Origin of the sequence: Peribacillus sp. NPDC096448 (assembly GCF_044762675.1) — a bacterium.
Lineage (GTDB): Bacteria > Bacillota > Bacilli > Bacillales > DSM-1321 > Peribacillus > Peribacillus frigoritolerans_B.
In genome coordinates this window covers 29,388-45,112 of record NZ_JBIWEU010000026.1, presented here as the reverse complement: position 1 = coordinate 45,112, position 15,725 = coordinate 29,388, and the positions used below count along the sequence as shown (strand labels likewise).

The window sequence follows — 15,725 nt, the reverse complement described above, 5'->3', positions numbered from 1 at the left end:
GTTCTAAACATATCTTTGCCTTTCGTACTTTTTCAGACTGATTCATATTGGTTGATTTAATAAGGTTTTATATAACCAATATACAAATTTCTATTAAGTTTTTTCACCTTTGAATTATTATTATGTGGTCAGTTGGTGGTCAAATATATTTGGGTGATCACCTACTGTTTTTTATTGGTCCACCGATCATCAGCGACCGTTGCCCCTCTCTTATTATCAAGTTAATTCCCTTTTCGAATTTAATACATACACTAAAATTCGGTTAAGAGCATAAGTAATCATTTTTTTATTGTTACCATGTATAATCACCTTGAGAATGTTTTATAGTGATGATGTAAATGAAATCTAATATAAAAAAATTAATAAAGGAATCCCATGATGAATCATTATTTCCCTCATTATGTAATGTAAACCTTATTGGTAAATGATATTCCATTGCATAATGAATGTTGTTTTCAATCTCTTCAACCTGGTATTCATCAAGGACTGGCTTTTTATTTAAGAAATAATCAACCTCACCCATTTTTTTACTTAAAGCTTTATGTTCTGGCATAATCAATACTGATTGCCATTTAACAAGCCCTCTATCACGAATTGTACCCATCCGAAATATCCCTCCTTTTTATCCATTATATACGAACAACCGTTCCCACAAAAGACAGAAAAAAATTCCTTCCTCTAATAAGTTCGGACAAGAGAAATATTGATTTTTTGAACAAATAAGCAGGTTAGTTCATTAAAGTTATGGAATGGTTTGTTACTAGTAAATTTATTCCCTCGAAATAATTCAACGCTATGCACCTATTTATAATTAATTCTAAATTATTTTAAATTAATATCTTTTTTTCCCTTAAATATTGTAACTTTTTGGATTCTTATTCGATTAATAATTGAACACAAAAAAGGAGGGGTATTTTTGCTTGATAAAGATAATTTAGACGAGAGTATCGAGATAATCTATAACAAGTATTATCGAGATGTTTATAAGTTCTTGATTTGTTTTACTGGGAACCAAAACGATGCTGAAGATTTAACCCAAGATGTTTTTATACGGTTACTACAATCTCAATCTAAATTTAACAAGCAATGCACATTAAAAACGTGGATACTTTCCATAGCCAAACACGCTGCAATTGACCACCACAGAAAAAAAAGATTTTACGCTGTATTTAAAGATAGCTTTTTTAAACAACTTGTTTCAAATAGGAAAATTCCTGATGAGATTCTACAAGATAATGAACGAACAAAAGTATTGCAACAGGCTATACAGTCATTAAAGCCTACGTATCGAAGTATTGTCATTCTAAGGGGAATAAATGAATTTTCGATTAAGGAAACCGCAACAATATTGCAATGTAACGAAGCAAAAGTCAAAGTCGATTACCATAGAGCATTAAAATTATTAAGAAAGAAACTTAATCTTTCAATAGAGGAGGTTTTTGAGAATGCAAAATGATAATGAAATTTTTGAAGAGATTAAACGCTCTACGAATTTAAATCCAAGAACAGAGTTTGTGAATGATACAAGACACTTATTAGTTAAAAAGGCTAATCATATAAGGAAAGTAAGTAAAATTAAGAAGCTTTCTTATTATTGGTCTGTAGTTATTGCAACAGTGGCGCTAACTGCCTGGACTTTCCTTTTTGGAGGAAATCAGTACATTGTAAATTCATACCATACTGTAATGTCTGCCATTCCTAAAAATAATGAGGAAAGCATGACTGCTTCAAATAAAAATCCTTCTGTATTCATTTACCACACCCATACCACGGAATCCTTTACGCCGTTACTTAATAATAAAAATCCGGATAAAGCATTAGATAATAAAAAAAATATTACGATGGTAGGTGCAGAACTAACTAGTGAATTAAAGAAAAAAAATATTAATGTATTGCACAGCACCACGGATTTTGACAAAATAGTTCGTGACCGTGATTTAGATTACTCAAACATATACGATATTTCAGGGAAAGAAGTACAAACTGTTCTTGATAAAAATAAGAATTTAAAATTAATTATAGATATTCACAGAGATACTCAACTAAAAGATGCTACAACCGTTAGAATAGATGGAAAAGATGTAGCCAGTGTGTCATTTGTTGTATCGGAAAACAGTCCTAATTTTAAAGAAAACCGAAAAATCGCAAATCTCTTTCATCAAAAATTAGAAAAGAAGTATCCTGGACTTTCTAGGGGAGTCTTACTGAAAGTATCACAAACAAGAAATGCTTATAAACAAAAATTTTATAATCAAGACTTATTTGCGAACTCACTCCTCCTTCAAATTGGAGGGGTAGAAAATACAATTGAAGAAGAAAATAGGAGCGTTGAATTATTAGCAGAAATTATAGATGAAATACTAGTTGAACTTGATTAAATAAATAGCCCCTACTCGATACGAGTAAGGGCTATTTATTAATCTGCAAACAATTCAGTAAAGGTACCTTTGCCTGCCTTCTTATCGGCAGTTATCCTTTTGGCTTTTTGGAATTTAGATAATGCTGATTCTGTACCTTTTCCAAAGATAGAATCAAGTGATCCAGGGTTATATCCTTCAGTGTACAGTGCAGCCTGTAGGATCCATGTAAGATTGCCTTTTGCACCTTTTTGGACAGTGACGATGGCAGCCTTGGTCTTAGCCCCCCACTTTCCATCCACAACTAGCCTTTTATTGAATTGCTTATTGAGTTCTGTTTGTAGAGCTTTGATAAGTGATGATTTGGTTTTAGGGCCATTAATTCCATCAACAATAAGACCAGCTTTATAACGGCTATTTAACGTTTTTTGAATGGAAACAATAGTAGCATCACCTTTACCTTTGTTCTTGGATGGATCCTTACTAACCTCAGAAGCGACCTCAGTTTTAGGAGGCACTGTAACAACAGTTTCATTTTCGGTATTGAACTTCAAAGAAAGACTTGGTTTTTTCCCTGCATTCATCTGTGAATAGGTTAATCCACCCGTCATTTCCAAGTGGGGATAATCTTTAAAGCCTGTCCAATCGCCACCCCATTTAAAACCTAATTCCTTACCAATGGCAGCTACACGTTTCCATTTAGTGTTAATAGTCCACAAGGCATTTTTACCGTCATCACTTACAAGGAAATAGTCAACTGCTACACCAAAGTTATGGAAAGATTGCCCTGGCAAAGCGTTTGTCACCTTTGGCTTGGATAGGTTGCTATAATTTTTACCTTTGTAGCTAAAAAAACGACCTTGGCCAAATAGAGCCGCCTGTTCTTCCATGGAGCGATAACCTGCGCTGATTTGTGCGTAAATCCCTTCTTTATAGGCACGCTTAATCATTTCTAAAGCTGAGGCTTTCACCACTGAATTCATACCAGAACCCATATTTTTAATTGAACGATCCAATAACCTTTGCAATACTACTGTCATTTTCCATCGTCTCCTTTTAATTTAAATTCATACAAAAAAGCCACCCAATGGGCAGCTTATTTTGAAGTTCCTTCTCTTTTGGCAACTAACTCATAAAGGCCCGTTCCACCTAGACCAGCGAAAGCCCCGGCCCATAACCTTAATACAATATCCATATCTGTGAAGGGAAAGGCAACTGAACCTACTCCCAGACCTATTACCAAGCTTAAGATTGGCAGTACATTGTTTGGCAAAGTAACCGTCTGTTTAACCACCTGAACCATTGCTGCTACGATTGGTGCCAATATAGTTGTAAAAATTAATACTTGTTTCATGACTTCGTTTTCCATTTTTAAATCTCTCCCTTATTTTCAATTTTATCAATTCGTTTATGAGCCTGTTTTGTACTTTCTTCATTTCGAATTACTCTTTCTGATAATGCAGTCCAACGTTGATCACTTGCTTTAAAGTCAATCCTAATTGAATCAACTGATTGACCAATGTTATCTAACTTTGTTCTGATGATTGCCGATTCTGTAGCATCATTTTTAACGTCGTTATCCCTATTCCTGTTAAAAGTGAAAAATCCAATCACAAGCCCAGTGACTGTGCATAAGAGCCCAATGGCCGTTGTTAAAACCCCAAATCCTATTTCCAAGGATATCTCTCCTTGCCGATTTTATTTTTCCATAAAAAAAAAGACCCCTATTGTTGGTCCCTACATGACTTACCTATCCTATTTTCTGTTCTTCCAGATCTTCTTCATCTACCCGAAAGGCTTCACAAAGGTAATCAAAAGCATCAGCTTCTTTACCACCAATTTCCTGGTCATAATTAGATAATATTTCCTTAACCGTTTTAATCATTTCCATGTTTCCTTCACCTTCAATAAATATTTCTTCCTCCAGTAATTCTTGCTGCTCTTTTCTAAATTTAAATACATCACCAACATGAAAATCACCTTGTTCATTCCTTTTAGGATTTCCATTTTCATCTACACCAGTATATTCTTTAATCAATTCAATCTCATTTTCACCTAACTCTTTAACCTTCTCGTTTAAAATCCTTACCAATTTAGATCTATGACGAGATTCTTTACCTCTTAAAGTCATTCCATATAATAACTCTACACTTGATAGTAAATACATATTTTTGATTAATACTTGTTTCATTGTTGTTTCCTCCCAGGCAATTTTTAATTTTAATTGATTTCTTATTTAAACAGCAGTTTCTAATTGTGCGATTCTATTTTTCAGTAAAGCGATTTCTCCCTTATGTTCCCGAACAATAGGAATAAGCAAAGTCCAAAGACGGTCATACATAAGCCCCTCTACTTCGCGTGTTCCGTCTTCCTTGAATTCGCCGTATGAAGCATATTCCGGAAGTCCTGCCTCTATAACATCTTCTGCGATAAGCCCCGGAATCCTTGATAGTGCCGGAATATCAACCTCGTCCCAATCCACTATTTCCCCCGCCTGTTCAGCTGTCAGTGTAGCTGCATAGGCCTCCGTAGCTGATTTGTCATACCACGTTTTAGGATTTAGGTTCAATATCTTATGCGGATCTACCGCCGATTCCTCGATTTCAAGCTTATACTTGGTGGCGGAAGTTGCACGTCCTATTACTCCATTACTTGTTACGTACATATTAGCAGCATAGGAATAAGTACGGTTGTACACGTTTAGCGACTGAATGAATGGGCTTGTAGAATCAGAACTTAGATGCAACTCTGTTAAACCTGTTTTATTCAGTAAAGACAACCTGCCTTCAGCTTCATAACTTCCACCACTCCCTTGAATCCTGAACATGGTACCGGTGGCGTAAACATTACCGGTGGTCCCTATTGTGAAACGTCTAGTAGACCCGGTGAAGAACTGGAAAGCACCTGTATTATTAGACGCATCATCCGGCGACTCAAACAGTTTCCACCCACTACCGCCTAACCACTCAATACCTTCATTACCGCCGTAATCGTTGATAGTAATATGATTTACATTGTTCAGGTTATAATTGTGCATATCTATATCCCCACCGATACCGCCCGGCATAGTAACATAACCGGTAATGGTGACCGGACCATCTACCCTTAGTTGGGTAAGGTTAGTCAGACCATTTACCGTTAAATCCTCGGTGGTTACTTTGGGACTTTCCAAGAACTCGGCCCTAATATTCGTTTGATATTTAAGAGTATTATCTGTGTTAAGTTCGGTAAATAGAATATATTTTGGTGCAAGATCTAATTCATATATTCCGATCCCGGCAGCATCATGGCCCGTCATCCATATAGCACCACTATTAATGCGAACATCGTCGGCATTCGCGCGGTTTACGGTGTCCGGGTTTACATCTGTTACAAAGATTTCCCCGTTTTTCATTTGTACAAAGGTGGTCCCATTAGAATAGATTGGAGTATTCGATATTTTTAGTGTCGAACCAGAAATATTCACCCCTGTAATATCCCCAGCTGTAACGGTTCCTAAGTTAGCAGAAAGGGCCGAAAGTTCACCTACTTTGATTTGGGTAGAAGTGATAGAATCCGCAGCAATCTTTCCACCGTCAATAGTTACCGTTCCAGTCTTAACCCAACCATTAACTAGTAGTCCATTTTCAAAACCGAATTGTTCTCCATCTGTAGCTGGTCGTACTCTAACGGAATCAAACTGGATTGTCTTAGCTGTGATAGGTCTGAAACTAGCCCATGCACCCATTGGATAAATCGTGTAACCTGTATATCCTGCTGGTGAACTGGAATATGGTAGTTTAATAACCTCTGTGATTGTATACCACTTGTTCAACACTGGGTTAGGAACGTAATTCTTAAAGTCTATCCTCGTATCGCTATCGGCAGTGGCTTCCATTCTTACAAGAACACCAGCGCTATCGATAGTTCCAGACACTAATTTGAAAGTGACTTCCAGATACAAGTACTGACTGTAAGGTACGTTTGTCACCGATTTACTTATATATCCCTGTACTCCATCAGCAACGGTCCACTGAGCAGCATTTCCAGAAGAATTGTCTGAAGCTACCTTTGTAGGCGCCGTACCTGTTAGTCCGGAATATCCCGCAGGCAACACCCCTGTCCAATCGTAGAAGTTACTGTTTTTACCGAAGAGCATAGACTCGTCAGCTTCGGGACCCCTTTCACCGGTATCTCCTTTAGGTCCCTGACTTCCAGTTTGTCCAGCCGGACCCTGTGGTCCTGTCGGTCCAGCACTCCCTTGTGGTCCCCTAGGTCCAGTAGAACCAGTTGGTCCTTGAGGTCCTGTAGCACCAGTATCCCCTTTGTCACCTTTAATCAACGACCACTTATACTTAGAGGGATCAATAGAATCCGTTGCAATTGAATCTACATACATACCGATATAGGTTTTTCCTGCTGAATCACTCACAGAGAAACCAGTTGTACCCGTGGAATTTGTAGCATAGGCAATGTGAGTATAAGATGATAAACCATCAGCGCCTTTGGACCCTTGGATACCTTGGTCTCCTTTATCACCTTGTATACCCTGTAAACCAGTTGGTCCCTGTTCACCTTGCGGTCCCTGTATTAACGACCAAGTATAGTCTGAAGCAATGGTAGATTCAGACTGGGTTAGTTTATTATATGCGATCCCCATATATTTCTTACTAGTAGGGTCGTCACCCAGGTTAGTACCAATGGCATCGTCAGCATACTTAATCCATGTATAAGTTGGTTGACCGTTAGCACCATTAGGTCCTTGGACTCCTTGTGGACCTTGGAATAAACTCCAAATGTAATCGTCTGGATTGTTACTACTAACCGATGTTTTCTTATTATATGCTATACCCATATATTTTTTATCATTTGGAGAATCTGACATTCCATTACCACTTGAATCATCGGCGTATTTTATCCAACTATATCTAGCACTTTTGGTAAATTGGATGTCTACGTTACCTACGTTTGGAATAGCTACTCACCTCTTTTATGCTCATTAATCCTGAACAATTGATTTGTTCTCATACTACTCTCTATTATTTCATTTCCGAAAGCAAAGCCCTGGATAATCCATTTTTTACCGGTTTCATCATAATAAACACTGGCTGCTTCCGGCTCATGATGATCAGCTATATCTTGAATCGTACCTTTGTCGAAAGTATATATAATCCTATACACTATACTTTTTGATCGTACATCGACGCACCAAAGAATTTTTTGATCACGATCCATACTAAAATCGCCGCTTGTGAAATACATATATGGGAAATCTAAACAAGCGCTTTGATACGTTTGCTCTTTCCCGAAAAAGTCGACGTCTGAACCCCTCATTGAATAAATAGGTTTTAATATTCCTGCTAAAATATCGCTCTTTTTACATACATACATAGCCGGATCAGTTACACCTTGACAAAATAACACATATCCATTCCGGTCATCTAAATTTGTTCGATATGGAAATGGAGTTTTTACTAGTTTAACAATCGAAGGGTCGCCCCAATCTAACACTTTATTAGTGGTATATGGGAATTTGACAACATGCCATTGATTATTAGCAACATCCCTATAGTAAGACCAAATCCACATTTTACCGCTGATATACTCGATTCCGAATTGTGCACCATGACCACCTCTTATACACCACATTCGGTCCTTGATTGCTCCGGTCATATCAGTTCTTGTGATGTTGTAACTTTCGATATTTGCTGCTGAATCGCCACTATGTAGCTTAGGACCATAATACTTCTGACTCCAATAAATATCACCCCTTGGATTATCGACTTGGGCGTATTGAGCCACGCTTTTATTAAAATCAGTCCAACCTTCAGGAGCATCCATTTGTAATGTGGCAAAGTATGCAGCATCAGTTTCCTCAGCATATAGAGTTGTCATTGCGTTCTCAAGGTCTTCAACATTGACTTCACAACGAATTGTACAATCCACAACTTCAGGTCCTACTGTTATGATGTTTCCTACTCCAGCGTGTGCTTCTTCCCACACTAAATCATGGACACCAACTGAATCTATTTTTTGCCAAGTGAATTCTGACGGAGCAATCTTTTCTGTCACATTCAAAGACCCATAATATACACGAACGATAATACGTTTTTCGCTTGTTTCATCAGAGAAATCGGTACCATCGGGTGTAAAATAATCAAGCTTATATGCTCTAGCCGCTTCTGCTGCTTGCTGTGCTTGCGATGCTTTAGCTCTTAATTCCCATATATCCTGTGGAGTGACAGCCAGGATTTCAATGAATTCCCCCAAGATGACTTTATTGTTTGGTGGATTAGCTTCGGATTCATCTAATTGAATTGTCCTGGTTGAAATCATCAGTTCAGGTTGCATAGAGAAATCCACTACTTGGATATGGTCACCCAAATTCGGATTTTCCTTGAGGTGAGCAACATCAACTTCGTAATTGTATTTAGGATGATTCCATTTCTTTATTTGTTCTTCTGCCCAGTCCATTAAACCACTTGGATTGAGAATTTGATCATTAACAATGTACCCTTCCAGATAAGGCCCGCCATTGTTAAATATGTCATTAGCATCCTCATCCACAATGTACTCGCGACCATTATTGACACTTGCAATAGTAACAAGTTGATTCTGGCTATTAGTACCGCCGTATACAAATAATTTAGTATACATTTCGTTGTCACTGCCTGTGCGTTTTAACCCTACCAGGTCATGACTATACTCCAGCCGATTTCCAGTTGATTCCCCTAACTCCTCCACAATATCCATTAATACCCGGATAATTTTGCCGTTATAAATTTGGACATAACCACGAATTTCAACACTGAACTGGCTTGTAAGCTGATCCAGCCAATATTGAGCATTATTGCCTGCAGAAAATTCAAGAGTTTTCGTTCCACCAAAAAAGTCCATATTTCCGATTTCTACACCAGTGCCTTGCAAAATATATTCAAATGCAGTTTGACTACTTGCAGCACTGAATGTCTTTGCCGGAACAATTTTATGCACTAGTTTCCAGGCCACCAGGTTAATGGCATTTACATTCTTTACGTGAGTTGGGCCAATTACATCATCTTCCCATTCAATAATTCGATAGCAATAAAAAAAACCATCATCTCCCTGTTTTAGAAGGTGATAGCCCTGTGTCATATATTCAGTTTCTCGATATCCGTAAGGGACCGAAAGAGTTAAAGTGTCACTCCAAATCTTTCCTTGGTCATCTGCGATTTTAGTGGATCTTAAGTCGTTATAAAACTTACAACCCTTACCCTCTATATCGAGTATGCCAACCACTTCTAAATCTGGGTTAAGAATAGTATACATTAACCATCACCTCCTAATTGGTTGTTGGTCTATACTCCACATACCAGTCAGCGTCAGCTAAATCAGGTTCAAACGCAAAGGTCTTTGGAATTCCGCCTTTCATCGTAGGGAAGTCGCTACCAATATATAGTTTCTTCATAAAGAAGTCGCCATTTTTATAAATAGTTCGGTCTTCACAATTGATTTTGACTTCATCACCTTTGCGCGCAATCACTGTAGGTTTGGATAAGTCTGAACCGTCACCACCGTCGATAATGTTCCACACTCTTAAATCGCATAACCTCATATCGTTATTTCTATAATGGGTTACCGGTACGGTGGTATCTTCGTATATGTCCCACTTAGCAACATAGAACGCTACACCAGCGAGATCTCTAGTATATGCATTCTTGGTATCTGTCCAAGTCTGAGTGATAGGTTTTTTCCATGCTGGATTACTGTTATCGTCTAATTTCATTATATTAAAACGATATTTATTTCCGATTTTCTCTAGCTCTATATACCCGTAGAAGTTTGTGAAGGTACTAGTGTCTAAATCCTCATCGAGTTTAACGGTTTTCCATAGTTGGACCGTTTTAGTCTTACCTTTTTCTTTAACTTTTTTCGTACCATTACCAACCTTGATTGTACGGGTTTTAGATTTACCTCTTTTGAGGGTACCAGGACCATAATATAAATCTTTATCCGTCGAACCATATAACTTTAACCCGGCGTATACTACTTTACTCTCAGTACCGTTATCTTTAAGCATAAGTTTACCCATACGTGAACCATTAGCGTCTAGTAAATACATCTCAACTTTACCCTGCGCCCTGTTATAACTCTGCTGGTTAATAAATCTAACTCGAACACGGTAATCATTGTAACTACCAGGTAACCATTGTAAACGTAATGGTCCGTGCCATTTGTCTTTGGCTGGAGGTCCGAAGTTGGCATATCCATCACTGGTTTTACCTGGTAACAAGGAGTTAGGCGATGATGTCATCTCTCCACCAATCACACCGTTATCTAAGGGCCAGGTCAATGTTGAACTAGTGATTTTAGTCCAAGTTGCAAGGGTGTTACATGGGTCAGCCAGTACTAGTGGCTCTTTATCAATCGGTGAGTTCCCTGTATCTGGGTCTACTTCTGAACCTAAGAAAACATAGTTCCCATCCTCATCGGTAACTGCTATCTTTGTAACGTCTTTCTTTGGTATACAAGTAAAGGTAGGATAGCATTCATCAGTACCGTTTGGAGTTATAGTTGTGGGGTTTTCGGTCATATCATTAGTCTCGTATTCCCCATAACCTTTTGGATCACTACAAGAAAAAGTTAAAGTACATGTAGCCCAATGAGTAAGGGCAAGCCGTTCCGGAATTGTGATATTTGTAAAATGCCCATAATAAGTTATATCCGATTCATGACCGAAAATCATGGGGAATTCTCCATCACCAAACGTCATTGTCAATTCTGCTAATCGATGAATTTTTTGTACTCTTTCCGATTCAGATTGAGCTTTGATTGTAATTTCAATATCAAAAACTCTCTGTCCATAGTTATTGCCTAAAAACAAGCTCCCGACCATACCGGGAACATCTTGAGTTGTCTCGGTGATTTCAGGGGTAACAGGTCTCTTGATTTCATTAATTATTAAACCTATTTCTTTTTCTAGGTCAATTCCACAGAAGATGACTGAAGTCATATGGTGGCTACCCCCTTGAAAATATTTCTAACGCGAACTTGTTTATCATTTTCTTTCTTGTTAGCATCAAATATCTGTTTGGAACCAATATAGATATCAGTATCCTTTAAGACAAGCTGTGTTAATAGCTGGATCTGTTGTGTCATAAGGTTAATTTGTTCTTCCTGCTTATTGATAATGGCAGAGTAATCGTTGCTACTTCCACCCTTTATATTAGGCAGCTGATTTGGCCTTTTATTCCCTTGTATCTCGCGACCGGCTAAGGCTAACAACTTCATTGCATCTGTCCGTTTACTCGGATCAGTAGGGATAACGTACTCAGGCCAACCACCCTCTGCTAGTTCATACATGCCAGCATTATTAATCAGACCCCCAGAGGCATAGCCATGACCATGTCCGATAACTCCAAGCATATTTGAACCGTATCGACTTTTAGCGTAGTTCATACCTGCAAGCAAGCTATCCAAACCGTTCTTCCAATTCTTATGGCCCGGGAATGAAAATGCGGAAAATGTTGGCGGGATCACCTGGACGAGTCCACGAGCTAAATTTCCAGAGTAATAGTTGACATCTTTTACTCCTGATGATTGGATTGCATGTGGATTACCACCTGATTCAGACTTAATTTGACGTAACCATGCATCTTGAAAAGCCTTTGATGTAGGTAAACCATTCATTGACAAAGCTTTAATGACAGTACTTCTCCAACGTTCTACACCAGCACCAACAGGGTTATTACTGCTACCTCCGCCACCTAATGTAAACTTATCCAATAACCCTTTAACCCAATCTGCACCCAAATTTATCATTGAACTAATTGGATTGCCTGTTAATTTGTTCATCCAGCTAGGGATTAGTGAATCTTTCAAATTGAACTTTTCAAAAGCTTTTCCTAAAAGGTGTTTTGGTCCTTTTAACATCCAATCAAAATAGTCACCCGTTCCTTTTTCATACCCATTTAAACCCTGACTTTTTAATAGTTTTTCAGTTTTATCATTTGGTAAAACACTTGTACCTTTTGAAAGATATCTAAGCTCTGGACCAAGAGAACCCGAAAGGTAAGTACCAACTTTAGGGTCGTGTATTAATTCTCGCCCTTTTTCTGAAGTAATTGCAATCCCATCAGCAGGATGCCCACCTTTGGGCGTACCCTTTGCATACGCTAATTCTTTAGGTGGCTTTGCAACACTTTTATTGGTCGTTAAGGAAGGCGTATCTTTCGTTTTACCTTGTCCAAATACTTTCTTGAACCAATCAACTGCCTTCTTTACACCGCCCAACATCTTGTCCCAGCCAGTTAGAACCTCACCTGTTTCCCAATTCACATCGTGAATATGGTCTTTCGCTTGTGCCTTTGATGCTTTGACCACACCTTGATGCATTTTTTTTGCCTTTTCAATAGACTTATCCCGCTGTTTTTCAGCTAATCTAATTATTTCATCAGCTTCTTCAGAAGAGATTGAGCCTGTCTCATCACGTTCACGAATGGCAGCTGCTTGAACATTTTTGAATTTTTCTTTTGCTTCTTTAATAGATCCGTCTTTAGCTTTCTTACTCTCAGCTACAGTTTGTGCTGCCATTCTTGCTGAGATGTTACCAGATTCCCGTTTTAATCTATCCATGATAGCTAGTTGCTCAACTTCGCCATTTGATAAAGTTTTAACGGCCATATCCATCATTTGTTGTTTTATTGCATTAATCTCTGCCTTTTCAATTTGGGAGGTTTCGCGTTTTTGTGCAACAGCTCTATCAGTGATTTCTTTAACTCTTGCTTCATACTTTTGAAGTTTGTCTAATTTCTCTTGATTAGATGTTTCCATTTTCCCAAGTAATTCTTGTTCATAACTATCATTAAGCAAGTTACTTTCTTTAAAAAGACCTTGGATATGTGTCGTACTCTCTTCAAAATCCTTCTTTAAACTCGCTGAAATAGTTCCGCCCATTTTGCTGAATGTACCTACCAAGTTATCAGCCATTTCTTGAGAAACTGCTTTACCTGAAGAGGATAGGAGATTTAACTGCACAGTAGCATCGTCATTCAACTTCTTGTATCCTAAAACAGCTTTAGTTGTTGAATCCGAAACCTTATTGCCAAAATCGTTTAATGCAGGGATCTGCTCTTCTTTCATGTGTTTATATAGCTTTATACCACCGGATATGAGTTCTGGAATAGCAATGGTAGCTAATAATCCGATTGGTCCTTCCAGGGCGCCTGCACCAAGACGGGCTGCACCTAGTCCTTTTGTAAGAGTACCTATACCACCGGCAGAAGCAAGGGCAGTCTTCCCAAATCCAAAAACGGCTTTACCGCCTTTTAATATTTCCGGTAAAAATGTAGTCGCAACTCCTGCAACCATTCCCCATTTACCACCAAACCTTGTCATGGCCCCGCCTGCGGCTGCAGCACCGCCTCGTAGAGCTCCCATTCCTTTTGTGGACTTTGCCATTGCAACATTCGCTGTATTCATTTTTGTGGAAGCAACTAATGCAGAATTACCAAGGTTATTCACAGAGGTACTCGTCAGTGCTGTCTGAGTTCGGTACTTCCCGAACAGGCCAATACCTTTTCCAAGTCCTGCAGATAATACACTTATTCCTGTCGCCGCGCTACCTAATAAAGATAGAAGAACACCAACTGCAGTTCCTAGACCTAGAACAACAACTGATAACGCTCCGCCTATGGCAATGGTATGTTTCATAGATGGCGATAAATTGTTGAACCATTCCACACTGGATTGAATATGTTCAGCAAGATCTCTTAATGGTGGAATAAGTTCTGTCCCGATGCTTATTCCCGCAGTATCCAGTGCCCCTTTTAATTCTTCTATGGTACCTTTTAGGTTATCAAGCTTCTGTTTAGCAACATCTGAAGCCTTAATCTTATTTAAGGCTGTGGTCATACCGTCTATGCCTTTAGCGCCTTCTTTGTAGAGAATGTTACCTGCTCGGATAGCATCCGATCCAAACATGGTATTTAAAGCATTTTGCCGCTGTTCATCATTCAATCCTGACAACGATTTCTTTAATATACCCGCAATTTCAGACATGGATCTAATTTCGCCCTGTTCATTGTAGAACGCGCTTGAATTTAAACCTGATGCTTCCGTAACAGTGTCGTAGGCTTTTTTTAGGTCAGCTTTTGATGCAGCCGCACCTGCTTCTTGCCTAGCAAGCTCCATTAATCCAGCCTGTATGCCCTCGACGCTTCTTTCTGTTGGTGTTATGCCTTTGTCCACTAAGTATTTATATCCTGCTGAAACGTTATAAGCTGATAATCCTAATTCGTCGAACTGCTCCCGCGCCGCCTTTGTATGAGGGGAAAGGTTTAGCAACATGGTTTTCAGGGACGTTCCCGCGTCGCTGCCCTTTAACCCGTTTTGAGCAAATACGCCAAGGGTTGCGCTTGTTTCTTCAAAGTTGAGCCCCACACCACTTGCAACTGCTGAAACTGCAGACAATGCAAAATTCATTTCACCTACCGCTGTAGCTGAAGCGTTTGCCGTACCTGCAAGAATATCAGCTGCCCGTGTTACCGTGATGTTATCATCTTTAAATGAATTCAAGGCTGTGGAGGCTATTTCTGCAGCTTCTTGCAACTCAAGCGTACCTGCTGTTGCTAGATTTAGTGCTCCTTCTAATCCACCGCCTAATATATCTTTCACAGATACACCGGCTTTGACTAGTTCTTCGATACCCTGGGCAGCTTCAGTAGCTGAATACTTTGTTTTCTCACCCATGGTTATGGCCAAATTTTCAAGCTCTTTACCAAACGATTCAGCTTCTTCGGGGGACATAACAGACTTCATAGATGAAATCTGAGATTCAAAGTCCATAGCCTTTTTTGTTGCGAAGGCTAAACCTCCTCCGACTGCTGCAGTTGCCACACCAAATGAGCTGGTCATTCCTTGCCCGACTTCGCTCATTTCTTGCCCTGTTTTGCTCAACTTACCTGAAAAGACAGTTAATCGCTTGTTCATTCTGCCCCAACCGGATTCTGCAAGTCGTTGCTCTTTTTGGAGATTTTTTAATTCATCTCCAACTCTGCCAGCATAGCGTTCTAAATTTTTTAAAGAAGCTACTTCATTGTTATAGCCTTTTGCTGCATTTTCCGCTTGCTTGGAACCTTCACCATGCTCTTTAACCATCTTTTCATAGCTTTTTAATGCCTTATCAGTAATAGCCTTTTGGACTTCCAATTTCTTATTTAGACCTTGTAAACGAGTTTCATATTTTTCTAATGACTTATCGCCACGATCAAAAGCAGAAAGATTGGCTTTCATTTCGCTATTAACTAATTTTAATTTACCTTTCAAATCAGTTAATCCACTATCGAGTTTTAACGTATCTAAACCGAGTCCTATTGATAACCCTTCAATTTTCTCCATTGATTTACCCTC

Annotated in this window: 11 protein-coding genes; 2 read left to right on the top strand and 9 right to left on the bottom strand. The window is 38.8% G+C overall.

What is annotated here, in order from left to right:
* Positions 1-292 precede the first annotated feature (292 nt).
* The gene (locus ACIQ0C_RS24925; RefSeq protein WP_403065060.1) at positions 293-604 is read right to left on the bottom strand and encodes a YolD-like family protein; all 312 of its coding nucleotides are present in this window, start codon (positions 602-604) and stop codon (positions 293-295) included.
* A 312-nt stretch (positions 605-916) separates the two neighbouring features.
* Here ACIQ0C_RS24925 and ACIQ0C_RS24920 point away from each other — a divergent pair, with 312 nt between their 5' ends.
* Together ACIQ0C_RS24920 and spoIIP are read left to right on the top strand one after the other, a co-directional pair.
* Entirely contained in the window at positions 917-1,456 is a 540-nt protein-coding gene (locus ACIQ0C_RS24920; protein ID WP_403065057.1) for an RNA polymerase sigma factor, read from the top strand.
* Entirely contained in the window at positions 1,446-2,378 is a 933-nt protein-coding gene (gene spoIIP, locus ACIQ0C_RS24915) for a stage II sporulation protein P (protein WP_403065054.1), read from the top strand. The genes ACIQ0C_RS24920 and spoIIP overlap by 11 nt, the downstream gene beginning before the upstream one ends.
* Positions 2,379-2,416: 38 nt before the next feature.
* Here spoIIP and ACIQ0C_RS24910 read toward each other — a convergent pair whose 3' ends face one another.
* The 8 genes from ACIQ0C_RS24910 to ACIQ0C_RS24875 all read right to left on the bottom strand — a co-directional run bounded on the left by ACIQ0C_RS24910 (position 2,417) and on the right by ACIQ0C_RS24875 (position 15,713).
* A complete protein-coding gene (locus ACIQ0C_RS24910; RefSeq protein ID WP_403065051.1) occupies positions 2,417-3,397 on the bottom strand; it encodes a peptidoglycan-binding protein in 981 nt (326 codons plus the stop codon).
* Between the two features lie 56 nt (positions 3,398-3,453).
* Entirely contained in the window at positions 3,454-3,726 is a 273-nt protein-coding gene (locus tag ACIQ0C_RS24905; protein WP_403065048.1) for a holin, read from the bottom strand.
* Positions 3,727-3,728: 2 nt separating this feature from the next.
* Complete coding sequence (locus tag ACIQ0C_RS24900) at positions 3,729-4,034, bottom strand: hypothetical protein (RefSeq protein ID WP_403065045.1); 306 nt, start codon at positions 4,032-4,034, stop codon at positions 3,729-3,731.
* A 73-nt stretch (positions 4,035-4,107) separates the two neighbouring features.
* Positions 4,108-4,548: a hypothetical protein gene (locus ACIQ0C_RS24895; RefSeq protein ID WP_403065042.1), complete on the bottom strand. Its 441-nt coding sequence runs from the start codon at positions 4,546-4,548 to the stop codon at positions 4,108-4,110.
* A gap of 45 nt (positions 4,549-4,593) precedes the next feature.
* Positions 4,594-7,221, bottom strand: coding sequence for a collagen-like domain-containing protein (locus ACIQ0C_RS24890; RefSeq protein WP_403065039.1), 2,628 nt, complete (start codon positions 7,219-7,221; stop codon positions 4,594-4,596).
* 92 nt (positions 7,222-7,313) lie between these two features.
* Positions 7,314-9,644, bottom strand: coding sequence for a phage tail spike protein (locus tag ACIQ0C_RS24885; RefSeq protein ID WP_403065036.1), 2,331 nt, complete (start codon positions 9,642-9,644; stop codon positions 7,314-7,316).
* A 13-nt stretch (positions 9,645-9,657) separates the two neighbouring features.
* Entirely contained in the window at positions 9,658-11,328 is a 1,671-nt protein-coding gene (locus ACIQ0C_RS24880; RefSeq protein ID WP_403065033.1) for a distal tail protein Dit, read from the bottom strand.
* Entirely contained in the window at positions 11,325-15,713 is a 4,389-nt protein-coding gene (locus ACIQ0C_RS24875) for a phage tail tape measure protein (protein ID WP_403065030.1), read from the bottom strand. Before ACIQ0C_RS24875 ends, ACIQ0C_RS24880 begins: the two co-directional genes overlap by 4 nt.
* Positions 15,714-15,725: the final 12 nt, after the last annotated feature.

Bases quoted from the DNA above. Each gene is read 5' to 3' on its own strand.
- ACIQ0C_RS24875 (WP_403065030.1), bottom strand. From the start codon at position 15,713: ATGGAGAAAATTGAAGGGTTATCAATAGGACTCGGTTTAGATACGTTA.
- ACIQ0C_RS24880 (WP_403065033.1), bottom strand. From the start codon at position 11,328: ATGACTTCAGTCATCTTCTGTGGAATTGACCTAGAAAAAGAAATAGGT.
- ACIQ0C_RS24890 (WP_403065039.1), bottom strand. From the start codon at position 7,221: ATGTCAGATTCTCCAAATGATAAAAAATATATGGGTATAGCATATAAT.
- spoIIP (WP_403065054.1), top strand. From the start codon at position 1,446: ATGCAAAATGATAATGAAATTTTTGAAGAGATTAAACGCTCTACGAAT.
- ACIQ0C_RS24885 (WP_403065036.1), bottom strand. From the start codon at position 9,644: ATGTATACTATTCTTAACCCAGATTTAGAAGTGGTTGGCATACTCGAT.
- ACIQ0C_RS24910 (WP_403065051.1), bottom strand. From the start codon at position 3,397: ATGACAGTAGTATTGCAAAGGTTATTGGATCGTTCAATTAAAAATATG.
- ACIQ0C_RS24925 (WP_403065060.1), bottom strand. From the start codon at position 604: ATGGGTACAATTCGTGATAGAGGGCTTGTTAAATGGCAATCAGTATTG.
- ACIQ0C_RS24895 (WP_403065042.1), bottom strand. From the start codon at position 4,548: ATGAAACAAGTATTAATCAAAAATATGTATTTACTATCAAGTGTAGAG.
- ACIQ0C_RS24905 (WP_403065048.1), bottom strand. From the start codon at position 3,726: ATGGAAAACGAAGTCATGAAACAAGTATTAATTTTTACAACTATATTG.